Genomic DNA, 22,526 nt, shown 5'->3' with positions numbered 1-22,526 from the left:
TCATTGATTGATCAGTTTGTGCCGGGCGATTGTGCAGCAAGGGCCGGCTTGGCCATGATGGCGACGAACAAATCGCTCGCCACCCAGGCCTGCAACCAGCCCCGCAGTGCCGGGTAGGGCGCAGCCTCGAACCAGACCGCGTCAACTCCGGCAAACTGCCGTATGAAGGGCAGCAAAGCCAAATCCAGCCAGCTCGGACTCGCCCCCAGCAAATAAGCTTGCCGCGCCAAGCGCTGTTCCAGCGGCGCCAGCATCAAGGCTTCGGCCTCGGCGCGCCAGGCCGGCTGAGTCTGCTGTGGGTGGCGATCAGGGTATTTGTAGCGGTCCAGCAACTGCTTGAACGGGCCATCGTTGAGCGCCAGCCAAGGCAGCGACTCGGCGTCCAGTTCTGGCCGGCGCCAACCCTGGGGGTCGGCCTGCGCCAAGGCCCACAACATGATGTCGGCGCTTTGCTCCAGGACCTCACCGCTGGGCAGCAGCAAGACCGGCACGGTGCCCTTGGGCGACAGGCGCAAGAGTTCGGGCGGTTTGGCGCGAAGCTGCACCTCGTGAATCTTCAGCTGAACGCCGGCGTAATGCAGAGCCAGCCGCGCCCGCATCGCGTAAGGACAGCGGCGAAAGGAATACAGCAGCGGCAGCAAGGCTGCGCTCGGGTGTCAGGGCGCCGGCGGCGCGGTGTCGATAAAGCTCTGGCGAGCGCTGAGCTTCTCGAAATGGCGGGCCAGGTTCGGATTCGCGTCACGCCAGGCAATGGCCGGGAAGCGGAAGTCCAGATAGCCCAAGGCGCAGCCGACCGCGATATCGGCGAGCGAAAAGTGATTGCCCCAGCACCAGGCTTTGTCGCCCAGGCCCTGGTTCATGGCCGTACAGGCGGCCGCAACCTTGTCGAGCTGACGCTGCACCCAGGCTTCGCAGCGCTGCTCGGGCGGGCGGCCGGCAAACTTGTTTTCCAGCAGGGCCAAGACGGCTGCGTCCATCACGCCATCGGCCAGTGCCTCCCAGGTCTTGACTTCGGTGCGCTCGCGGCCGCGCTCGGGGATCAGCTTGCCGACAGGCGACAGCGTGTCCACATATTCCACGATCACGCGCGAGTCAAACACCGCGCCGGTGATCGAATCCTGCCCGTCCATCACCAGGCAGGGCACCTTGCCCAGCGGATTCATCTTCAGAATCGCATCACTGCTCCAGACATCCTCCAGCACCAGCTGGTAGTCGAGCTTCTTTTCGGCCATCACGATACGCACCTTGCGAACGAAGGGGCTGGTAAGGGATCCGATGAGTTTCATTTTGCTTTGTGACCTGATTCTGTTTTACTTCATTCTAGCCACGCCAATGTTGCGCGCCAGACTGTACAAGTGAGGCTTTCTGGTGCAGGGGAAGCTCCGTCTCCATGCCAATCGGGCCATCAAAGGCCGGCGCTCGCCAATAGCTGAGCGCTGCGCTCATTAGAATCAGCACTGTTCCCCTGCTCAGCCTTGCTACTCATAGATGACCAAGTCCCCGACGCCGCTTGCCCGCCAGCCTTTAAAGTTAGCTTTTGCACTGCTCTTGAGTGCTTGCGTGTTGCCGGCCCAGGCCAAGGCGCCCAGCAAGCAGGCAGCCGAGCATGTCCCCAGCCTCAGCGATGTACCCATCAACGCCAAGCATGTGCTGGTGCTGGACGAGGGCTCGGGCAAGGTCTTGAAGGAAAAGCAGGCCGACAGCGTGGTGCCGATCGCCTCCTTGACCAAGCTGATGACCGCGATGGTGGTACTGGATGCCAAGTCAAATATGCAGGAAGTCATACGCATAGACAGCGCCGACCGGGACACCCTCAAGCACAGCCTCTCGTTCTTGCCGGTGGGCGCGCAGCTGACCCGCCAGGATGCTTTGACCTTGGCCTTGATGGCCTCGGAGAACCGCGCCGCAGCGGCTTTGGCGCGCACATTCCCCGGCGGCCTGGCCGCTTTTCAGCTGGCGGTCAGCGCGAAGATCCGCGCACTTGGCCTGACTCATACCCAGATCAGCGAAGCCACCGGTCTGTCGCCGCAGAACACCTCGACCGCCATCGAAGTGGCCAAGATTGCCGCAGCAGCCGCTCGTTACCCCGCGATCGCCGACATTACCAGCGATAAGAAAGCCACCATCCCCGTCAGTGGCCGCAAGCGCGAGTTTCACAACACCAATCGCCTGGTCGGCAAAAAGGGTTGGGACATCCGCTTGTCCAAGACCGGCTACACCGAGGAAGCCGGGCGCTGCCTGACCATGCGCATGCTGAGCGGCGGCAAGAACGTGACCGTCGTCTTGCTGGACGCCGACGGCTCGGCGGCTCGCCTGCAAGACGCCGGCAAGATCCGCCGTTCGCTGGAAAAAGCGCGCGGCTGATCTGGCCGCCCGCGCCGGTCCCTGGGGTCTGATGGGCGACGAGATAAAATCCCAGGGTTTGCCCTCAGTCTCACCCGGTCTCAGCACCGCATACGCCATGAACCTATCCGCCTTTTCCTCGATCAGCGCCCTTTCGCCGCTGGATGGCCGTTACGCCGCACGCGTGGCGCCGCTGCGCCCCTTGCTGTCCGAGTTCGGCCTGATGCACCGCCGGGTGCAGGTTGAAGTGGAATGGTTCATTGCCTTGTCGGACGCCGGCTTTGCCGAATTCAAGCCGCTGACCGGCGCCGCCCGCGGCCTGCTGCGCGGCCTGGTCTCGCGCTTCTCGGAAGTCGACGCGCAAGCCATCAAAGACATCGAGAAGACTACCAACCATGATGTGAAGGCGGTCGAGTACTGGCTCAAGTCGCGCTTCGAGAACAGCCCCGAGCTGAAGGCGGCCGGCGAGTTCGTGCACTTTGCTTGCACCAGCGAAGACATCAACAACACCAGCCACGGTCTGATGCTCAAGACCGCCCGCGCCGATGTGCTCTTGCCCACCATCGACCGCATCACCGCCAAGCTCACCGACATGGCCCACGCGATGGCTGCCACGCCTATGCTTGCCCGCACGCATGGCCAGACCGCCAGCCCGACAACACTCGGCAAGGAAGTCGCCAACGTCGTGGCGCGCCTGCGCAATGCGCGCAGCCGCATCGCCGACGTGAAGCTACTGGCCAAGATGAACGGCGCCGTTGGCAATTACAACGCCCATCTGTCGGCCTGGCCCGAGTTCGACTGGGAGGCCTTCAGCCAGCGCGTGATCGAGCAGCAGCTGGGCCTGACCTTCAACCCTTACACCATCCAGATCGAGCCGCACGACTATATGGCCGAACTGTTCGATGCTGTCACGCGCCTGAACACCATCCTGATCGACTGGTCACGTGATGTCTGGAGTTATGTGTCCTTGGGTTACTTCAAGCAGCGCACGATTGCCGGCGAGATCGGCTCTTCGACCATGCCGCACAAGGTCAACCCGATCGACTTCGAAAACGCCGAGGGCAATTTCGGGCTCGCCAACGCGCTGCTTACCCATCTGAGCCAGAAGCTGCCGATCAGCCGCATGCAACGCGACCTGACCGACTCCACCGTTCTGCGCAATATGGGTGTGGCGATCGGCTACGCCGTCTTGGGCTATGAGTCGCTGCTCAAGGGCCTGGACAAGCTGGAAGTCAACGAGGCCAAGCTAGCGGAAGATCTGGACGGAGCTTGGGAAGTGCTGGCCGAGCCGATCCAGACCGTGATGCGCCGCTTCGCCTTGCCCAATCCCTATGAGCGCTTGAAGGAACTGACCCGCGGCAAGGCCATCACGGCCGAGGGCGTGCGGGAGTTCATCAACGGGCTGGAAATCCCCGAGGCCGAGAAAGCCAGGCTGCTGGCGATGACGCCGGGCAGCTATGTGGGCAAGGCGGCAGAGTTGGCGAAACGCATCTAACTCGGCAAACCGATGCCACCTGAGCGCCCTGCGGGGCGCTTTTTTATTGCCTGTTTGCCAAGTCGGCAGCAGCGCACAAGCTAGGAAAGCGAGCAACAAAGCCCAGCTACTTGCAGCACCCTCACCACCCCGCCGGTAGCTTCTTCAGCAAGACCAAGCGCCCATCCCGCTGTTCGACATAGCCCCCTTGCAGCAACTGCTTGAAGATCCGACTGATCATCTCTCGCGAGGAGCCGACCCGCTCGGCGATGTCTTGCTGGGTCAGCTTCAGTGACAGCAGCCTTGGCCCGCCGTCCGGGGGCTCGGCGCCGGCCAACTCGTTGAGCATGCGGGCCACCCGCTGATAGACATCGTCCAGCGCCAAGCTCTTGACGTTGTCGGTCGAGCGGCGCAGCAGCAGAGCCAGACGCTGGATCAGGTGATAGGCAAAGTCAGGGTACTGGGCCAAGAACTTGCGCATATCCGCCCCGCGCACCATCACGCAACGCAGCGGCTCCAAACTGGCCACCGAGGCCGAGCGCGGCGCACCGTCCAGCAGGCTCAGTTCGCCAAAATACTCGCCCGGACCGAGCGTGTTGTAAATCACTTCGCGGCCGTCATCGCCGGCGCCGTAGACCTTGACCCGCCCGGCCAACAAGATGAAGAAGGCATCCGACTGATCGCCCTCGTTGATCAAGACGGCATGCGCCGGATAGTTTCGCGCATCACCACGGCTGGCGATCGCGGCCAGCATTTCATCCTGCAATTTCTCGGCCTGGTCCATACTCACTCCGAAGCGACGCCTATCAATAGCGGGCAATCAAGACAGACCGCGCCTGCGCCCCGCCCGCCGCAGTGTACTGAAGCCAAAGTCAGCCTTAGGCCAAGTCTTCCCAAGCCAGCGCCGCAATCTGCCAGCGGCGGCCGGTATTGAGCACTTGCACGGTCTTGACTCCCTCGGCCTCGAAGGCCTCGCCGTCAAGAACGCCCTGCTTGCGGTAACGCAGCCATGCCTGTGCGATGCGGCCATGGCGTTCGATGCGCTGCTGAGTGATCGCTTCATCAAACTGCTGCAGACGGCCGCCCGGGCGAAGCAGCTCGGCGCGCGGCAAGACAAAGTCCTGCACGCTCATACGGTGCAGGCCGGTGTCGTCGGCACGACTGATCACTGCTTCAGGCAGGAACATATAGGGCAAGGCCGCAAGACAAGGGTTGCGGCCTTGCCGGGTGTTAAAGACGGCAAAGAAGCGCCGCAGCAGACCCGCAATGCGCGCCTCCTCGTCAGCGGCCGCCGTCGGCTCGCCTGTCGCATAGACTTTGCTCAAGCCTTCAACGCCGGCAAACTGTGTGGTTTCCAGATAGCGCAGGCCTAAATCCTCTAGCAGCCGACCCGAGGCCTCGTTGAAGGGCGCGGTCGTGGCCATCACTTGGGGCTCGCCCAAGACCTCGCGGGCGTAATCCAGACAAGCACGCGCCGCCTCGCGGGCATAACCTTGGCCCCAATAGCGCGGCAGCAAGGCATAGCCGATATCGGGCACCGGCAGATAGTCGCGCTGCAGGATGCCGGCCATGCCCATCAATACACCGTCGCTGCCGCGCTCCACTGCCCATAGCCCCAAACCCTTTTCCCAGCAGGGGCGAATCAGCTTTTCTTCCATCCAGAAGCGGGCAGCGCCGAGGTCGCGCACGCCGGGATCATTGATATTGAGCTTCCAGGAGTCCTGCTGCAGCTGCTCCAGCACATAGGCCTCGTCGCCGGGCGCGAACCAGCGCAGGCGCAGTCTTTCGGTCGTCAACACAAGCATGCAGGCCGCCTCTTCATAAAACCCTGGACAATACGGCACCTTAAACGATGCAGAAAAAACAACCATGAACTTCATCCAGCAACTACGCCAAGCCGAAAGCCTCAACGACTCTTTGCTCTGTGTGGGGCTGGACCCGGAACCGGCCAAGTTCCCCGGTAGCTGGAAGGGCGACGCAGGCCGAATTTATGACTTCTGCGCCGCGATCGTGGACGCGACCAAGGACTTGGTCATTGCCTTCAAACCGCAAATCGCCTACTTCGCCGCCCACCGCGCGGAGAGCCAGCTGGAGCAGCTGATGGCGCATATCAAGCGCGTGGCGCCCCATGTGCCCGTGATCCTGGACGCCAAGCGCGGCGATATTGGCTCGACCGCCGAGCAATACGCCAAGGAGGCGTTTGAGCGCTACCAGGCCGACGCGGTGACGCTGTCGCCCTTCATGGGTTTTGACACCATCGAGCCTTATTTGCGCTATCCGGACAAGGGCGCCATTTTGCTGTGCCGCACCTCCAACCCCGGCGGCAGCGACTGGCAAAACCAGCGCCTGGCCGATGTGCCCGGCCAACCCAAGCTGTACGAGCATTTGGCCCGTTTGGCCCAGACCGACTGGAACAAGAATGGCCAGCTCGGCCTGGTGGTGGGCGCCACCTTCCCCGCCGAAATCGCGCGGGTGCGCGAGCTGGCGCCGACGCTGCCGCTGCTGATTCCCGGTGTTGGCGCGCAGGGCGGCGACGCCGAGGCGACCGTGCAGGCAGGCTGGGGGCCGACAGCGCCCATCATCGTCAGCAGCTCGCGCGCGGTGCTCTATGCCAGCTCGGGCGACGATTTTGCCGCCGCCGCACGCCGGGTCGCCATGCAAACCCGCGCACAGCTCAACCTGGCCCGCAAGCCAAGCAAACCCTGAGGCTTGCGCGCTAGAGACCGGCAAGGCGTGCACAAATACCCAGAATGCGCTCCGGCAATCATTTAGGCCCTGATTCAGGTGCTAACCCAATGGTCAAGTGCCAATTTGTCGGAGAGACTGCGGCCTTGAATCAAGTTTGAGCGAAGCGGTTGGCACAGTGAGCAAGGAACCCCAAGACGATTTGAGCAGCCTGGTCAGCCAGGAGTTGAGCCCGACCGATCAGCAAGCGCTGATGGAGCGCAATCTGCGCTGGCATGCGGCGCGGCTCTTTCTCGGCGCGGCCGGGGCCATCCTGCTGGCAGCAGCGCTCGTGCTGCTGCTGGGCCGCCAAAGCGACGAGATGTTTGACGGCCTTCTGCCGCCTGCCGCATCCGCCGGCATTGCGCTGATGAGCCTGCTGGCCTTGTGGCGCTTGCCGCGCCGCCTGGGCATGCTGGCCGTCATCTCGACCATGGGCTTGGTGATGGGCCTGACGGTGCTGATCGCCGTGTCCCGCAATACCGGTCTGTACTCGCTGAGTTTGTCGGTGCTGGGCCTGCTGGCTGCCTTCTCGACCGCGATGCTGGGGCTGCGGGTGGGCGTGGCGCTGGCCGCCTTCAGCGTGGCCGCCGTACTGGGCTTGGGCTGGGCCGAACTGCAGGGTTGGCAAAGCAGCGCCGCCGCCTTGACCAGCCTGCCGCTACGCACCGCCACCCATTGCTTGTTGATAGTCGTCGGGCTGATTCTGGGCTACGCCATGCTGCGCATGGTGCAGCGCTCGACCAGAGAAGCGGCCGAGCGCAATGCGCGCTTTCGCGGCCTCTTGAGCATGGCGGCCGATTGGTACTGGGAGATGAACCGCGATTACCGCTTCACCCATCTGGCCGAAGACACGCCGGGCAAGTCGGGGCTGGACTTACAAGCGCGCCTGGGCAAGACGCCCTGGGAGATCGAGAACCTGGGCGTCAGCGACGAAGACATGGACGCGCACCGCGCCGACCTGGAGTCGCACCGCCCTTTCCACGGCATGGTGGCGCGCCGCCGGGCGCTCGACGGCGGCATTGTCTACGTGTCCATCAGCGGCGAGCCGCGCTTTGACAGCCAGGGCAATTTCCGCGGCTATTGGGGCGTCGGCCGCGACGTCACCGACGAAGTGCAGGCCGAAAACGCCGTGCATGCCACCGAGACACGCTACCGCGAGCTGTTCCGCCGCTCGCCCAGCCCCTTGGTGCTGCACCGCTGGGGCCGTGTGCTGGACGCCAACCCGGCCGCGATGGCGATGTTCGGCTACACCCAGCGCAGCAGCATGATCGGCCAAGATCTGTTCTCGCATTACGAACCGGGCGACGACGAACGCGCCCGCCAGCGCGCGGCCAAGATCGAGGCCATGCCGGTGGGCGGCATGCTGCCGATGGCGGAGTTCCGCCTGCGCACACTTTCTAGGCGGCGCCGCCTGGTGTCGGCCACCAGCGTGCGGGTTGACGCCGCCAGCGGGGCGGCAACACTGAGTTTTTTCATCGACCAGACCGAGCAGTCACGCGCTCAAGAAGCCTTGCGCCGCTCCGAGGGCCTGCTCTCGCATCTGGTGGCCACCAGCCCCGATGTGATCACGCTGACCGAAATGAGTTCGGGTCGCTATGCCATGGTCAACAAGACCTTTGAGCGCCTGAGCGGCTATAGCAGCGAAGAAGTTTTGGGCCGCACGGCCGAAGAGTTAGGCGTCTGGCAAAACCTGGCCGAGCGCGACCATGTACTGGAGCTGATTCGTCTGAACGGGCGCTGCGATGAGTTCCCGGTCACGCTGCTGAACAAGGCGGGCGAGCCGATTTCCGTTTTGCTGTCGGCCGCGCCCTTTGCAATGGACGGCCAGCAATACCTGGTCACCAATTCGCGCGATGTGAGCGAATCCGAACGCAGCCGCCTGGTGCACCAGGCGATCCTGGAGAACGCCTCGATCGGCATCACGCTGACGCGGGACCAGCAATTCGTGCAGGTCAACCGCCTGGTCGAGGAAATGTTCGGCTGGCCCAGCGGCAGCCTGATCGGTCAGCATGGCAGCGTGGTTTGGCCCAGCAAAGAGAGCTACCAGTCGATAGGCCAGGAACTGGGCGCCAAGCTGGAGGCAGGCGAGCAAGTCGAGACCGAGCAAACCATGCGCCGGCGCGACGGCAGCACGTTCTTGTGCCGCTTGCTGGCCAAGGCGGTGGACCCGCACCACCCCAGCCGCGGCGGCACGATCTGGATTCTGGAAGACATCACCGAGCGGCGCCGGGTCGAGGCCGCCTTGGCGCAGGCCAAGGACGAAGCCCAGGCGGCCAGCCGTGCCAAGAGCGCCTTCCTGGCCAATACCAGCCATGAGATCCGCACCCCGCTGAATGGCTTGTTAGGCTTGGCGCGCATGCTGCAACAGCCCGATCTGAGCGAGGCCACCCGGCGCGGCTACCTCGACCAAATGCTGGACAGCGCCGAGAGCCTGTCAGGTTTGATCTCCGACATCCTCGACCTCTCCAAGATCGAGGCAGGCCGGCTGACGCTGGAAGCGGCGCCGTTCGGTTTGCGCGATATGTTGTCCACCATGCGCATGGCCTACTTCACGCTGGCGCAGGCACACCGCCTGGGCTTTCAGATCGATGTGGACGCCGATGTACCGGCCTGGGTGGTCGGCGACCAGGTGCGCATTCGCCAGATCCTCAGCAACTATTTGTCAAATGCCTTGAAATTCACCGAGTCCGGCTCGGTGTCGGTGCGGGTCCTGAGTTCGGGACATGAGCGTGTGCGCATTGAGGTGATCGATACCGGCCCCGGCATCGCGCCGGCCATGCATGAGCGCCTGTTCCAGCCCTTCACGCAGGCCGACGAGTCAACCACGCGGCGCTATGGTGGCACCGGCTTGGGCCTGTCGATTTGCCGCGAGCTGGCAACGCTGATGGGTGGCGAGGTCGGCGTGCAAAGCGAGCTGGGTCAGGGTTCGACCTTTTGGGCCGAGCTGCCGCTGCCGGCGGCGCCGACGCCGATCAGCAATCAGCCCCGCGAAGCCCGCGATAACGAAGACCTGCAAGGCCTGCGCGTGCTAATGGTGGAGGACCACCCGGTCAATATGATGATTGCCGTGGCGCAGCTGCAGCAATGGGGGCTGGAAGTGGCGCAGGCGATCGACGGCGCCCAAGCGGTCGAGGCCATTCTGGCCGCCGCCAGCATGGGCAAGCCTTTTGACGCGGTGCTGATGGACGTGCAGATGCCGGTGATGAGTGGGCACGAGGCCACGCGCGAGGTGCGCCGGCGCTTCAGCGGCGAAGAGCTGCCCATCATTGCCCTGACCGCAGCGGCGCTGGTGTCGGAGCGTGACGAAGCGCTGTCCGCCGGCATGAACGAATTCCTCACCAAGCCGATCGACGCGCCCAAGCTGCGCGCGACCTTGGTGCGGCTGATCGGGCACCGAGACAACGATCGCACGCGCACTTGACGGCCCGGCCCGGCGACAATCCGCCTATGAACAAGCCCCCTGCCCCCTTCGCCTCGCGCGCCGTCGCCATGCTGCCCGACAAGGGCGTGCCCGACTTGTTGTTCCTGCTGCTGCACGGGGCTGGCGCCGACGCCGCGCAAATGCGGCCGCTGGCGCAAGCGCTGCGGGCGCAGTACCCGCAGGCGGCCGTGCTCGCGCTCAATGCGCCGCAGGCTGCAGAGGGCGGTCAGCATTGGTACCCGCTGGATGGCTGCAATGACGACAACCATGGTGAGCGGGTGCAAGCCGCCCTGCCCGCCTTCATCGCTACGGTGCGCAGCTGGGCGGCGCAGTGGGACTTGCCCTGGCAGCATGTCGCTCTGGGCGGCTTTTCTCAGGGCGCGGTGCTGGCCTTAGAGGCTGCGCAGGCCGAAGCGCAATTGGTGGGTCGGGTGCTGGCCTTCTCGGGCGCTTACGCCACGCCGCCGGCGCATGCGCCACATGAGGTCAGCCTGCATATTCTGCACGGCCAACTGGACGGCGTCTTGCCCTATCAAGACCAAGTCAGCGCGGCCCGTAGACTGGTGCAGTTAGGCGCCGACATCACAGCCGATGTCCTGCCCGAGATCGGCCATGAATTGCACCCCGAGCTGATTGAGCGCGCGATGGAACAGCTGCGCACCTTCTTGCCAGCGCGGATGTGGAAAGAGGCGATGCAGGCGGCGGCCGAACAAGACGGAGCTGGGAAGAAATGACGGATGAAACTGCAGCACGCTTGCTCTTGGTCGAGGACGATGCTCGCTTGGCCGAGCTGGTCATCGCCAGCCTGAGCAAGGCCGGCTACCTGGTCAGCCATAGCGCCAGCGGCCTGGAGGGCGAGGCCATGATGCGCGCCGGCGGTTTTGATCTGGTGCTGCTGGACGGCCATTTGCCGGACAAAGACGGCTTCGACGTGCTGCGCGATGTGCGGCGCGACTTTGCCGGGCGCATCGTCATGCTGACTGCCCGCGACGATGACATCGACCAGGTGATGGGCCTGGACGGCGGCGCCGACGACTACATCACCAAGCCGGTTTCGCCGCGCGTGCTCTTGGCGCGGCTGAAGGCCTTGCTGCGTCGCGATACGCCGGCGCCTGCGACCTCCGACGAGATCGGTGAGCTGCGCTTCGGCGAACTGCTGATCAAGCCCGCTGCGCGTTCGGTCGTTTTGGCAAACGCCGACGTCGAGCTGACGACCGCCGAGTTTGATCTGCTGCTCTTCCTGGCCGAGCGCGCCGGCAGCGTCGTCACGCGCGACGACATCATGCAAGGCCTGCGCGGCCTGGAATTTGATGGCCTGGACCGTGCGATCGATGCGCGCATCTCTCGCCTGCGCAGAAAGCTTGGGGCCGTGGAGTACATCAAGACCGTGCGAGCTCAGGGTTATCTCTTTGCCAAAAACTAAAAACCCTTTGACGCGTTTGGCGCTGGGCGTGGGCCTGGCGGTGTTGGCGCTGGTGCTGCTGGTGCAAGGCGTGGTGCTGCTGGCCGTGGAAGAGATCAGCGATGACTATGTACGCCGCTTTATGCGCGGCACTGCGACCATGCTGGTGGAAGAGCTGCGTCCGCTGGACAGCGCTGCCCGCCTGCAGCGCGTCAAGCAGCTGGACGAACTGTTTGTCTACCCGGTTCAAATCATTTTGACCGACAGTCTGCCAAAACGTCTGAGTGCCACCGACCGTGATCGGCTGGCTCGCGGCGAGTTGCTGGTGCAGGGTTTCAACCGGCTGATTTACGCGGGCATCGCACCCGGCGATCCGCAGATCTTGCGCCTGGGGCCCCTGAATGCAGACAACCACCCCGGCAACGGCTGGGTGCTGCCGCGTGAGCTCTGGCTGCAGCTGGCCGTGGCCTTGGCGCTGGCGGCCAGCGTGGTGCCGCTGAGCTGGTGGCTGATGCGCCCGGCCTGGCGTGATCTGCGCCACTTGCAAGAAGCCGGCGAGGCGATGCTGGCCGGCCGGTTTGATGAACCGATCAAGGAGAGCCAAAGTCATTTGTTCGCGCCCATCGCGGCGGGCGGGCGCGCGATGCTGGCCAAGTTGGCCAGCGCCTTGGCCAGCCAGCGCGAGCTGACCGGCTCGATCTCGCACGAGCTGCGCACGCCGCTGGCGCGGCTGCGCTTCGCCCTCGACGCCTTGGTGGACGAAGAGGACGCCGCCCAACGCGAGCTCGCCGTGCAGGCCTGCGAGCGCGATCTGGACGAGCTTGACACCCTGATCGACACCAGCCTGATGCTTGCCAGGCTGGACATGGGCGCGCTGGAGGCGCGCTGCGAAATGGGAGACTTGGCGGCGCTCTTGGCCACCGAAGTGCAAAGCCTGGCGCCCTTGCTGGACGGCAAGAAGCTGCAAACCAATCTGACTTTGCCACCTCTTGTTCGCTTCGACGCCCGGCTGCTGCCTTATGGCCTGCGCAACGCGCTGCGCAATGCCGCCCGCCATGCGCGGGCTGAAGTGCTGCTGTCCGCCTCGGTCGAGCAGGGTCAGGTCTTGCTGATGGTCGATGATGATGGCGAGGGCGTGCCCGTAGCCGAGCGCGAAGATGTGTTCACGCCCTTCAAACGTTTGGCGAACAAGCGCAGCGGTCATGGCTTCGGATTGGGGCTGGCGATCGTGCGGCGGGTTGCTGAAGCGCATGGCGGCGCGGCCCGCATCGAGACCGCGCCGCTGGGCGGGGCCAGGCTGCTGATGAGCTGGCCCGCCCAGATACAAGATGCTTAGAAGTGGTAGTTCACACCCATGCTCAGCACATTGCTGGCATTGCCATAGGTCGACTGCGTCGGCATATTGTTGAAGCGCGTCAGCTCGGTGCGCAGCGCCCAGTTCTTGTCGAGCGCGTACTCCATACCCAGGCCGGTCTTGAAGCCCACCGCATGGTTTTTGTCAAAGCCCGAATAGCTGCGCTCATTGTGAGCGGCACCCAAGCGACCGTAAAACGCAAACTTGTCGTTCAAGGGCAGGCGGCCGATGGCATCCAGCGAATAGCTGGTGCTGGTGGACTCACCAGTGCCGATATGGGTTGAGCCCAAGCGAGTCACGCCCAGCTCGGTGGCGAAGTACTTGTTGAACTGGTAGCCGCCGTAGAGGCCCCAGCTGGTGGCGGTTTTGTCGGTAGAGACGGCGGGCTTGGTCGGGCTCTTCAGATTATTGCTGGAGCGGCCGATGTCGCCGCCCACATAAAAGCCTTGCTCGGCAGCTTGGGCCTGACCAGAGCCACCCAAGGCAGTCAAACAGGCCAGAGTCGTGGTGACGGCGGTGATTAGCTTCTTCATATGAGGTCCAACCTTTCTATTGTCAATAACGTTCTCGCTATACGGGTCCTGCTTGACAGCTGGCTGCTCCGAATGCGATGAAGTCATTGTGTTGAAAGGCCGCCTTGATGTCTGTGGGCCGAGTGTTTGGCTTGTGTGACGGTGTGTGACAGGTGGGCAAGTGGGCAGGTGGCTCGCGCCGACCGACAAGCGAATGACCTAGACCGGCGACGTCTGCAAGCCGCAGAGGGTAAATGTGGAGCCCTTCCCCATCTTTGACTGCAAGGCGATATCGCAGCCCAGATACGTTGCCTGCGCCTTGGCGATGGCCAGGCCCAAGCCATGGCTTTCGCTGGCCTTGCGGTCGTCAAAACTGCGGTAAGCATCAAACAGGTGCTTTTGCTGCTCCAACGCTATGCCGCTGCCGCTGTCGCGCACCTCCAAGCACAGCTGCCTTGCTAGCGGGTAGCCTGTACGCAGCCGGACTCCGACATACACCGAGCCTGCCGCTGTGTGTTTGATGGCATTGCTGATCAGGTTTTGCAGGATCGACTCCAGCATCTTTTTGTCTACCCAAACCGCTGTGCGGTGCAAGCCATCGACTGCCGCAAAGCGTAGGCATATACCTTTGCTGCTGACCTGCGCTTCAAACAAGGCATGCAAATCAGCAAAGAGCTGCGGCAGCTCCACCCACCCCATTTGCAGTTGCAAGGCGCCAGATTCCAAGCGCGACAACTCCAGCAGACGAGTCACTTGGCCGTGCAGCTCACCCAGAGCATTTGCCATTTTGGGGGCAACGGTGGCCACAGTTGAAGCGCAGTCTTGGCTCTGGGTTTGACTCAAAACCCCCAGATATAGGCCAAGCGCACGAATAGGCTGCTTCAGATCGTGGCTAACGCCGGCCAAAAACAGAGATTTGGCTTGGGACGCATTTTCTGCCGCCGCCCTGCGCTCTCCCAGGTCCTCAATGAGCTGCTGGTTCTCAAACCGCAGGCGCATAGATTCACGGTGCAGGCGGTTGGTGACATGCGCATAGCCAGAGGTCGAGGCAAGAAACACCAAAGTAAGGCCGGCCAAGGTGTAATGCTCGCCACCACCCGCAAGAGCCAAAAGAACGACAAACGGCAAGACCGTGGGCAACACGGCTGCGTAGAAGGCTGGCAAAAAAATCGAAACCGGCGCCACCGCGCCACCCGCCAACCCGGCCACGACGGAGCCCGCCATCAATAGAGACAGTGGCCTGCTCGCATCAAAATACATCCAGGTGAACGCGCCCCACGTCGCGCCGGTCAAAAACGAAGACAGCGTGAAACCCCACAGAATGGCCCGGTATCCCTCACCTTTCTCAAGACGGGGCTTCATGCGCCAGACAAACACCTCGCGCAACAATGACAGGAGGCCCCCCACCACAAACCAGATCGCAATGTGCAGGGTTGGCACATGCCCGTACATCAATCCCACACAGGTCAGCGCCATCAAAGTCACGCCAACATAGGGGAACGGAATTTCGTAGGCAAAATAGAGCGCGAATGCCTTTTCCTCATAGGCCCGAGCTGGTATCGACACCCGCCTTCTCCACATCATTGATGCCTCCCCATTGATTCAGCTCTATGCCCACCACCCGCATTCTCATCGCTGAAGACCATGCCATGCTCGCCGACGCATTGAGTATGCTGCTCAATGTGCAGGAGGATATGCAATGTGTAGGTATCGCCAGAGATGGCGCTAGCGCGCTGAGGCTGACGGTGCAAACCCAACCCGACATCTTGTTGCTCGACCTGGGCTTGCCCCAACTGGACGGGCTGGCTGTCATGAAAGCCTTGCAAGCTCAGGCCTCGCTGGTCCGAACCATCGTGGTCACTGCCCGCATGGATGCAGGCTCTGTGCGGGCCGCACTTGCGCTGGGCGCGGCCGGCTATGTACCCAAAAATGAAAGCAGCAGCGAGCTCCTGCTGGCCGTCCGGCGGGTGGCGCAGGGTCGGAGCTACATCAGCAATGAGATTGCCAATCTGTTTATGGATGCCGATGGTTCTTCCCCTGCCATCAAACTCACAGCCAGTGAAATCACCATCCTCCAATTGGTGGGCGAGGGCTTCACCAGCAAGGAAATGGGCATCAAACTCGGCATCAGCGAAGGCACAGTCCGCAAGCACCGAGAGAACCTGCGCAGCAAACTCGGCATACGCAATAGCGCAGAAATGGCGGCCTATGCCATTCGCACCCAAGCCAGTAGCCCCATCGAGCCCAAGGGCTGTTAACTCCTTAGCGCAGACTGATCCTGCGCTTGCTCCAGTTTGCCGTTGTGTGTACTCAAGCCGCACACAGTAAACACGGAACCCCGCCCCGGCGCACTTCTTACAGCAATCGACGCGCCAAGGTAGGTCGCCTGCGCTTTGGCGATGGCTAGGCCCAGGCCATGGCTTTCGCTGGCCTTGCGGTCATCGAAGCTACGGTAGGCATCAAACAAGTAACTTTGCTGCTCCAGCGCGATGCCGCTGCCGGTGTCGCGCACCTCGATGCACAGCTGGCGCCCGCGCCGATAGGCCTTGCGTTGCCGCACACCGATATACACCGTTCCCACTGCCGTGTGTTTGATGGCATTGCTGATCAGATTTTGCAAAATGGACTCCAGCATTTGCAGGTCCACCCACAGCGCCCGGCTGCGCAGCCGCTCAAGGTTTGCAAATCTCAAACGGATACCCTTGCCTGCGGCCTGAGCTTCAAACAACGCGTGCAGGCCGGCAAATAGCGAGTCCAGATCTACCCGCACCATCGTTACTTCTAACGCACCGGACTCCAGACGAGACAGTTCCAGCAGCCGGGTCACTTGGCCATGCAATTCGCCCAGAGCCATTTGCATTTTGGGCGCCACTTTGTCCACCACATCAGCGCGCTCCTGCCTTTGGGTGTGCTCCAGCACTCCCAGGTAGAGGCCGAGTGCCCTGATGGGTTGCTTCAAATCATGGCTCACGCCGGCCAGAAACAAAGACTTGGTGCTGGACGCATGCTCGGCCGCCGCTCTGCGCTCACTCAGGTCTTCAATCAACTGCTGCTTCTCGTAGCGCAGGCGCACCGCCTCGCGATGCATTCGATGGGCCGCATGGGCATAGCGAAACGTAACCATCAGAAACAGCAGGTTCAAACCCAGCACCACCCAGTGCCCCGCGCGGCCGTCTTGCAAGAGCTTGAGCAGATAAGGCCCATAGGCCCCAAGCACCAGCAGGTAAAAGGTCGGCAGGTACACCGATGTGGGCGCCACCGAGCCCACGATGATGACGGTCATATAGGTGCTCAGGATGGCCATGGTCGTGGGTTCGTTCACGTCAAAGTACAGCCATGCAAAAAATCCGGACACCAGCCCCAAGGGTAGCGACAGGGCGGCCCCGCCGCGTAAGGCAATGGCATAGCCATGTTCGGCGTTCACCCGTTTGCGCATGCGGCGATCAAACACCATGCGCGCAAGCACCGCCGCAATCGCCCACCCTGCCCAAAGCAACAGCCAGGCATCCGACACTTTGCCGTACAGCACCCAGCCGATGAGCCCCAGCAGCAAGAACGTAGGTGCGATGGGAAACGGCAGATCAAACAGCACATGCCTGGCAAAGACCTTTTCTTGAAAGGTCTGCAGCGATTCGACCGGAACTGCCTGAGACATCAGCGCCGCCCTCATGAGCTATTGATGGATGAATGGAGCGCCGCATTGTTACCACTTCGATGGACTCCGGCAAGCGCCGTCGGGTTCATGAGGCCTGCGTCTACGCACTTGTGCGTAGATCACCGCCCCTCCCTACGCACTTGGGCGAATGGCGGTTTGCCCCCACCAACCCTACATTCGTGAACACTGGCTTGCGCAAACCGTGGCAAACGACTTTGACCCGACCTGTCTCGACGTTAGCCCATCGCTGAAAAATTTGTTTCGAACCGCTGGCCCGCCACAAGCTCGCCGCACCTACCTTGAAGAAATCTTCATGAAACCTACCCTGACACGACTGGCTCTTGCCTTGCTGCCCCTGTTCGGCGCCGCTTCGGTGTCCGCCGCTACCGTCCCTTGGATCGGACCCAACGGAGGGAGCTGGAGTAACGCCGCCAATTGGGGCGGACCGTTTCCCGGCGTACTGGACGATGTGCAGTTGGGGAGCTTCAACACCCATGTCATAGGCAATATCGTCGTCGGCAGCGCGACTGGCACGGGCACGGTGCTCATCAACACTTCTAACGGCAGCGGCTTGAACCTCCGGGGCAATAGTTCGCTAGGCGGTTTGACGCTGGAAGAAGGATTCTTCAACAGCAATGCCACCACTTCGATCTCAGGTTCGTTGACTTGGCGCAACGGCAGTCTCCTAGGCCCAGGCACGACCCATGTTGAGGGGTCGGCAAGCCTGAGCTTGGCCAACGGTCTCCTCCTCACGGGTGGCCACACCCTGGTGCTGAAGGGCAGCACCAGCGCGCAAACGCTTGGTTTCTCATCCCAAAATGCGCTCACGATCGAAAACGCACGGCTGGTGAACGAGGGCACGTGGCTGGATGAAGCGACCGACAACTCCTCGTTCAAGAACCTGAACCCCCAGCTGGGCCTCGGCAACTTTGACAACGCAGGCAGCTTCACCAAGAGCTCGGCGACCGTCACCACATTCCAGTCTGGCGTGCTGTTCAACAACAGCGGCACGGTCAATGTCAATGTCGGCACGCTGCGCATCCTCGGGGGCGGCAGCAGCACCGGCAGCTTCAATGTGGCCGAAGGCGCCACCTTGGCCTTTGGCAACTTGACCACCTACAACTTGGGCGCGGCCGTCATCAACGCCGGCACCGTGACGATCGCCGGCAATGTCAACGCCGCACAAGGGCTACAACTGGGCGGCAACGCCGCCGTGAACGCGGGCGAGCTGAGGCTCGGCGCGGCCAGCAGCTTTGTCAATTTGAGCCTGAATGGCTCCGGTGCCATCAGCTCATCGTCGACCTTGCTCGTGACCGGCAACTTGGACTTGACCGGCGGCTTTTTGAACGGCTCAGGCACGACGCGTTCGACCGGAGAGTTGCGGATTTCGGGCGACGACACCATGGGCGTCGGCCCGACCCACCTCTTGCTTGCGGCCGGCAGCACCCAGCGGACTGGCCCGGGCGCCTTGAATATTTCTGGCCGGGTTCAGAACTTGGGAACTTGGTCGGAGCAGGCCACCAGCAACACCTTGATCACCGGCAACGGCCGCTTTGAAAACCCAGGCATCTTCAACAAGGATTCCGCCTTCATCACCTCCATAGGGGGCGGTGTCCTAGTGTTCGACAACAGCGGCACAGTCAATGTCAATGCCGGCACGCTGCGGCTTGTCAGCAATTTCAACAACCAGGGCCTGATCAACATCGCCAGTGGGTCCGAACTGCACGTCAACCACAGCGTCCTCAACAGATTCGTCAACGCCGGCACCCTGGCCGGCTCGGGCACGGTGCGCGCCGTGGACACGACCAACACCGGCATCCTGGCCCCGGGCGGGGTCGGCCAAGTCGGCCAGTTGCAGGTGCTCGGCAACTTGGCCACCAGCGGCAGCTTGCAGGTCGACCTGAGCCGCAGCAGCGCCGACCTGCTGGCGGTCAGTGGCAATGCGGACTTAGGCGGCACGCTGAATTTCTCCGTGCTCAGCGGCCAGCGCCTCGCGCGGGGCAGCAGCTTCACCGTGATGAGCTGGGGCAATCGCAGCGCCGCCAGCGAGTTCGCCAACCTGGACTTCTCGCAGGCTTCGGGCTACCGCCTCACCACCGACTATGGCGCCACGGGCTTGAGCGTGAAGGTGACGGGCCTGCCCTATACCTGGACCGGCGCCGCTGCGGGCGGCGTCTGGGACGTCGTCAACAATTGGAACGAGGGCAGCGACGGCCTGCCACAAGCCGGTGACGCGGTGCTGCTGGGCAGCGCGGACACACGCATCCGCACCACCCTCGCAGCGGCCACCGTCACGGGCACCGGCCGGCTGATCCTGGAAGGCGGCGCCCACCTGATCTTGAGCGACAGCGGCAGCCTGGGCGCCGCCTCGCTGCTGCAAGGCCGGCTCACCAACAACGGCCGCCTGGTGGTGACCGGCCCCAGCACCTGGATCAGCACGGAGCTGCGCGGCACCGGCGTGACCCGGCTGGAAGGCGCCACCGCCATTTCGGGCACCGACTTCGACGGCACCTCCTCCGTGCTGGGCGGCCACACGCTGGAACTGGCCGGCAACACCACCTTCACCGGCCGGCGCGGCATGTCGGTGGGCGACGGCGGTACCGTGATCAACCAAGGCAGCTGGGTGGACCAGGCGACGAGCAACGTCACCCTGGGCAACTTCAACGGCGGCACGGGCCGCTTCCTCAACCAGGGCAGCTTCACCAAGGTGTCCAATACGCGCACGCTGATCGGTGAGACCTCGCTGGACATCGAGAACACCGGCAGCATCAACGTCAACGCCGGATACCTGCGCCTGAGCGGCAGCCGCGTCAACAGCACTGGCACGCTCAATATTGCGGCGGGCGCCGAACTTAGCCTGGTGAGCAATGACGCCACGCTGGGCGGCAGCGTGTTGAACGAAGGCTCGCTGAGCCTGGACGGCGGCGTGCTCGCCATCGCCGGCGACCTGCTCGTGCAGGGCAGCGGCCTGACGCGAGTGAAAAGCATCGTCAACAACGACAACGCCTTGCGCATCGCCGGCAGCGTCGACTGGCATGAGTCGACCTTGCGCGGCAGCGGCAGCACCCGCATGGACGGCACTGTCATGCTGGTCGGCGACCGCAGCCGTGGCGTGCTCGGTGGGCAAACCGTGGAACTGACGGGCACCACCCGGCAGGTCGGAACGGGCGGCTTCAGCATTGGTCAAGGCGCGGTTTTGCGCAATCTTGGCACCTGGCTGGACGAGGCCCCGGGCAATGTGGGCCTCGGCAACTTCAATGGGGGAGCCACCGGTCGGTTTGACAACGTCGGCACTTTCACCAAGACCTCGGCCTTCGTCACCGAGATCGGCAACGGCCTGCCGCTGAACAACACCGGCACGCTCAACATCAAGGCCGGTACCCTGCGCATCAGCGGCGACGCCAGCCTCACGGCCGGGCAGATCCAGATCGCCAGTGGCGCCATGCTCGACCTGGCCAGCGGCAGCATCGCACTCAAGGGCACGGTTCAGAACGCGGGCACCGTGGCCCTGAATGGCGCCACGGTGTTGGTGACAGACAGCGCCACCGTGCAAGGCGGCCTGACAACCCTCAACAGCAGCACAGTCAACAACACCGGCCGACTCGTGCTGAGCGGCAACACCGACTGGATCATCGCCACCCTGACGGGCAGTGGCAACACGCGAATGGAAGGCGCCCTCACGCTGTCGGGCAGCAACGGCCGCGGCCTGACCGGCGGCCAGACGCTGGAGTTGGCCGGCAGCACCACGCAGACGGGCACCGGCAGCCTCAACACCGGCGGCGGCGCGCGCGTGCTCAACCTCGGCAACTGGGTCGAGGCGGCGAACGGCAACGCCCATCTCGGCAACTTCGCCGGCGGTGCGCTCAGTCGTTTCGACAACGTCGGCAGCTTCACCAAGACCTCGGCCTTTGTCACCGACATCGGCAACGGCCTGGTGCTGAACAACACCGGCACGATAGATATCCAGGCCGGCACGCTGCGCATCAGCCAGGCCTTCAACAACCAGGGCCAACTGAACGTGGCGGCCGGCGCCGAGCTGGCCAGCACCGTCGTGGACTTTGCCAACGCCGGCACCCTGGCCGGCGACGGCACGTTGCGCACGGTCGGCTCTTTTTTCAGCCTAAGCAACACCGGCATCTTGGCGGCCGGCGGCCTGAATGACGCCGGCACGCTGAGCCTCTTGGGCGGCCTGACGCAGCAAGCCGGCGGCATCTTTCTGGTCGACCTGGGCAGCACGGCGGTCGGCGGTTTTGATCTGCTGACCATCAGCGGCGCGGCCTCGCTGACCGGCACCCTGGCCGTGAACCTGCTGGACGGCGCGCACTTCAAGGTGGGCGACAGCTTCACGGTGATGACATGGAACCAGCGCCTGGGCGACAGCCAGTTCGCCAGCCTCGACCTCCGCCAAGCCGGCGGCTACAGCTTCGCGACCGAGTACGGCGCCAGCAGCCTGACGCTGCGCGTGATGACGGCCCCCGTGCCCGAGCCGGAAACTTGGGCGCTGATGGCGCTGGGCCTGGGCCTGCTGGCCTGGCGCCGCAGTGCCGCCCGCCACGCGGCCTAACCCCCAGCCGCTGGGCGCGCCACAGGCACAAGGCAAGCCCGCTTCCTGCCTCGTCCACACCTTCTTACCTTTTTGAAAGCTCAACATGACCCCACTACTCTCCCCCGCTACCGTCGTTCAACCAGTCTTGCCGACCTGGGTCAAAACATCTTTGGCCTTGGCCGCTCTGGCCTCGCTCCTGCAGGCAGCACCCTCGCATGCGGCCACGGCCAGCGCCAGTGGTGTGGGTAATACGATGACAAGACCGGGATTTGCAACGGCCAAGTTCAACCACCAGAGCGGTTTTGCCGAAGGAAATGGCTATGAGTTCCGCGGTGGCGTCGGGGCATCGGCCTTTGCGTCGGTCACAGGCGGAGAGTGTTGCGACAAAGTTACTTCGACGAGTGCAAGGGGCTCGGCCTCTTTTTCGGACAGTTTCCGGGTCACGCTGGGTCAAGTCGCCGACGTGGGCAGTGCCACATCCTTCTTGCTGACCGTGCCGATCTTGGCCCATGGCAGCGCTCAATTCGATTGGCAGCCCAATCCAGGAAGGCCCGAATTTACTTCCTTTGGCGGGGCCTACTACAAGTACAGCTGGTCGGTCGCGAATACTTCGGGCAAGGGCGAAGCCGGGGAGTCCAAATCTATAAATCGCCCGGAAGAAGTCTGGGATAGAAACACCGGCGGTCTCACCGCCAGTTTCATGGTGTCGCTCGGCCAGGTGGTGGACCTCAATCTCTACGCAGAGGCGTACGTGCAGGCCAATGTGTACGGCAGGGTCGGCTCAAGCGGCGCTGCGGATTTCGGCCACACCCTGCGTTGGGGTGGCGTGTCCAGCATCACCGGCTTCGACAGCGCAGGCCAACAGGTCGCACTGCCCACCGACTTCCAGCTGGCACTGCTCAGCGATACGAGCGGCTTCGACTACAGCCAGGCGGCAGGCCCCAACCCCTACACAAGCCCGCCCGTGCCCGAGCCGGGAACTTGGGCGCTGATGGCGCTGGGCCTGGGCCTGCTGGCCTGGCGCCGCAGTGCCACCCGCCACGCGGCCTAACCCCCAGCCGCTGGGCGCGCCACAGGCACAAGGCAAGCCCG

17 protein-coding genes are annotated in these 22,526 nt (G+C 63.4%); 10 read left to right on the top strand and 7 right to left on the bottom strand.

The window, feature by feature from the left end:
* Window positions 1-11: 11 nt before the first annotated feature.
* Both PRZ03_RS01835 and PRZ03_RS01830 read right to left on the bottom strand, forming a co-directional pair.
* Complete coding sequence (locus tag PRZ03_RS01835) at window positions 12-641, bottom strand: glutathione S-transferase (RefSeq protein ID WP_273598756.1); 630 nt, start codon at window positions 639-641, stop codon at window positions 12-14.
* A gap of 15 nt (window positions 642-656) precedes the next feature.
* The gene (locus PRZ03_RS01830) at window positions 657-1,286 is read right to left on the bottom strand and encodes a glutathione S-transferase C-terminal domain-containing protein (RefSeq protein WP_273598755.1); all 630 of its coding nucleotides are present in this window, start codon (window positions 1,284-1,286) and stop codon (window positions 657-659) included.
* 202 nt (window positions 1,287-1,488) lie between these two features.
* Between PRZ03_RS01830 and PRZ03_RS01825 the strand changes: the two genes are divergently transcribed.
* Both PRZ03_RS01825 and purB read left to right on the top strand, forming a co-directional pair.
* The gene (locus PRZ03_RS01825) at window positions 1,489-2,364 is read left to right on the top strand and encodes a serine hydrolase (protein WP_263534914.1); all 876 of its coding nucleotides are present in this window, start codon (window positions 1,489-1,491) and stop codon (window positions 2,362-2,364) included.
* Between the two features lie 97 nt (window positions 2,365-2,461).
* Window positions 2,462-3,838 carry an adenylosuccinate lyase gene (gene purB, locus PRZ03_RS01820; RefSeq protein WP_263534915.1) on the top strand — a complete coding sequence of 459 codons (1,377 nt, stop codon included), beginning with the start codon at window positions 2,462-2,464 and terminating at the stop codon, window positions 3,836-3,838.
* A 121-nt stretch (window positions 3,839-3,959) separates the two neighbouring features.
* On the opposite strand, the gene PRZ03_RS01815 is transcribed toward purB, so the two are convergent.
* Together PRZ03_RS01815 and PRZ03_RS01810 are read right to left on the bottom strand one after the other, a co-directional pair.
* Window positions 3,960-4,601, bottom strand: a complete 642-nt coding sequence (locus PRZ03_RS01815) for a Crp/Fnr family transcriptional regulator (protein ID WP_263535065.1) — start codon at window positions 4,599-4,601, stop codon at window positions 3,960-3,962.
* Between the two features lie 94 nt (window positions 4,602-4,695).
* Entirely contained in the window at window positions 4,696-5,622 is a 927-nt protein-coding gene (locus PRZ03_RS01810; RefSeq protein ID WP_273598754.1) for a GNAT family N-acetyltransferase, read from the bottom strand.
* 64 nt (window positions 5,623-5,686) lie between these two features.
* On the opposite strand from PRZ03_RS01810, the gene pyrF reads away from it, so the two are divergent.
* From pyrF to PRZ03_RS01785, 5 genes are all read left to right on the top strand, one after another.
* Window positions 5,687-6,523, top strand: coding sequence for an orotidine-5'-phosphate decarboxylase (gene pyrF / locus PRZ03_RS01805; RefSeq protein ID WP_273598753.1), 837 nt, complete (start codon window positions 5,687-5,689; stop codon window positions 6,521-6,523).
* A 157-nt stretch (window positions 6,524-6,680) separates the two neighbouring features.
* Entirely contained in the window at window positions 6,681-9,965 is a 3,285-nt protein-coding gene (locus PRZ03_RS01800; RefSeq protein ID WP_273598752.1) for a PAS domain-containing hybrid sensor histidine kinase/response regulator, read from the top strand.
* Between the two features lie 26 nt (window positions 9,966-9,991).
* Entirely contained in the window at window positions 9,992-10,699 is a 708-nt protein-coding gene (gene ypfH / locus PRZ03_RS01795; RefSeq protein ID WP_273598751.1) for an esterase, read from the top strand.
* Window positions 10,696-11,388 carry a response regulator transcription factor gene (locus tag PRZ03_RS01790; protein WP_273598750.1) on the top strand — a complete coding sequence of 231 codons (693 nt, stop codon included), beginning with the start codon at window positions 10,696-10,698 and terminating at the stop codon, window positions 11,386-11,388. The genes ypfH and PRZ03_RS01790 overlap by 4 nt, the downstream gene beginning before the upstream one ends.
* Window positions 11,375-12,703 carry an ATP-binding protein gene (locus tag PRZ03_RS01785; protein WP_273598749.1) on the top strand — a complete coding sequence of 443 codons (1,329 nt, stop codon included), beginning with the start codon at window positions 11,375-11,377 and terminating at the stop codon, window positions 12,701-12,703. Before PRZ03_RS01790 ends, PRZ03_RS01785 begins: the two co-directional genes overlap by 14 nt.
* On the opposite strand, the gene PRZ03_RS01780 is transcribed toward PRZ03_RS01785, so the two are convergent.
* Both PRZ03_RS01780 and PRZ03_RS23900 read right to left on the bottom strand, forming a co-directional pair.
* Window positions 12,700-13,254: an outer membrane beta-barrel protein gene (locus PRZ03_RS01780; RefSeq protein ID WP_273598748.1), complete on the bottom strand. Its 555-nt coding sequence runs from the start codon at window positions 13,252-13,254 to the stop codon at window positions 12,700-12,702. The two genes, PRZ03_RS01785 and PRZ03_RS01780, sit on opposite strands and share 4 nt — an antisense overlap.
* A gap of 198 nt (window positions 13,255-13,452) precedes the next feature.
* A complete protein-coding gene (locus PRZ03_RS23900) occupies window positions 13,453-14,799 on the bottom strand; it encodes a sensor histidine kinase (RefSeq protein ID WP_273598747.1) in 1,347 nt (448 codons plus the stop codon).
* 44 nt (window positions 14,800-14,843) lie between these two features.
* Here PRZ03_RS23900 and PRZ03_RS01770 point away from each other — a divergent pair, with 44 nt between their 5' ends.
* Window positions 14,844-15,491 (top strand): response regulator, encoded by a 648-nt coding sequence (locus PRZ03_RS01770; protein ID WP_273598746.1) that lies wholly within the window; start codon window positions 14,844-14,846, stop codon window positions 15,489-15,491.
* Here the strand turns inward: PRZ03_RS01770 and PRZ03_RS01765 are convergent.
* Complete coding sequence (locus tag PRZ03_RS01765) at window positions 15,488-16,888, bottom strand: sensor histidine kinase (RefSeq protein WP_273598745.1); 1,401 nt, start codon at window positions 16,886-16,888, stop codon at window positions 15,488-15,490. The genes PRZ03_RS01770 and PRZ03_RS01765 overlap by 4 nt on opposite strands.
* Window positions 16,889-17,201: 313 nt before the next feature.
* Between PRZ03_RS01765 and PRZ03_RS01760 the strand changes: the two genes are divergently transcribed.
* Together PRZ03_RS01760 and PRZ03_RS01755 are read left to right on the top strand one after the other, a co-directional pair.
* Window positions 17,202-21,452 carry a beta strand repeat-containing protein gene (locus PRZ03_RS01760; protein ID WP_273598744.1) on the top strand — a complete coding sequence of 1,417 codons (4,251 nt, stop codon included), beginning with the start codon at window positions 17,202-17,204 and terminating at the stop codon, window positions 21,450-21,452.
* A gap of 85 nt (window positions 21,453-21,537) precedes the next feature.
* Window positions 21,538-22,485: a PEP-CTERM sorting domain-containing protein gene (locus PRZ03_RS01755; RefSeq protein ID WP_273598743.1), complete on the top strand. Its 948-nt coding sequence runs from the start codon at window positions 21,538-21,540 to the stop codon at window positions 22,483-22,485.
* Window positions 22,486-22,526: the final 41 nt, after the last annotated feature.

Origin of the sequence: Roseateles albus, assembly GCF_028595345.1 — a bacterium.
GTDB lineage: Bacteria > Pseudomonadota > Gammaproteobacteria > Burkholderiales > Burkholderiaceae_C > Paucibacter_A > Paucibacter_A albus.
The sequence above is the reverse complement of the archived record's forward strand: the minus strand, read 5'-3'. Positions and strand labels throughout refer to the sequence as shown.

Coding starts and splice junctions, on each gene's coding strand:
- PRZ03_RS01830 (WP_273598755.1), bottom strand. CDS start 1,286: ATGAAACTCATCGGATCCCTTACCAGCCCCTTCGTTCGCAAGGTGCGT.
- PRZ03_RS01825 (WP_263534914.1), top strand. CDS start 1,489: ATGACCAAGTCCCCGACGCCGCTTGCCCGCCAGCCTTTAAAGTTAGCT.
- purB (WP_263534915.1), top strand. CDS start 2,462: ATGAACCTATCCGCCTTTTCCTCGATCAGCGCCCTTTCGCCGCTGGAT.
- PRZ03_RS01815 (WP_263535065.1), bottom strand. CDS start 4,601: ATGGACCAGGCCGAGAAATTGCAGGATGAAATGCTGGCCGCGATCGCC.
- PRZ03_RS01810 (WP_273598754.1), bottom strand. CDS start 5,622: ATGCTTGTGTTGACGACCGAAAGACTGCGCCTGCGCTGGTTCGCGCCC.
- pyrF (WP_273598753.1), top strand. CDS start 5,687: ATGAACTTCATCCAGCAACTACGCCAAGCCGAAAGCCTCAACGACTCT.
- ypfH (WP_273598751.1), top strand. CDS start 9,992: ATGAACAAGCCCCCTGCCCCCTTCGCCTCGCGCGCCGTCGCCATGCTG.
- PRZ03_RS01790 (WP_273598750.1), top strand. CDS start 10,696: ATGACGGATGAAACTGCAGCACGCTTGCTCTTGGTCGAGGACGATGCT.
- PRZ03_RS01780 (WP_273598748.1), bottom strand. CDS start 13,254: ATGAAGAAGCTAATCACCGCCGTCACCACGACTCTGGCCTGTTTGACT.
- PRZ03_RS01770 (WP_273598746.1), top strand. CDS start 14,844: ATGCCCACCACCCGCATTCTCATCGCTGAAGACCATGCCATGCTCGCC.
- PRZ03_RS01765 (WP_273598745.1), bottom strand. CDS start 16,888: ATGTCTCAGGCAGTTCCGGTCGAATCGCTGCAGACCTTTCAAGAAAAG.
- PRZ03_RS01760 (WP_273598744.1), top strand. CDS start 17,202: ATGAAACCTACCCTGACACGACTGGCTCTTGCCTTGCTGCCCCTGTTC.
- PRZ03_RS01755 (WP_273598743.1), top strand. CDS start 21,538: ATGACCCCACTACTCTCCCCCGCTACCGTCGTTCAACCAGTCTTGCCG.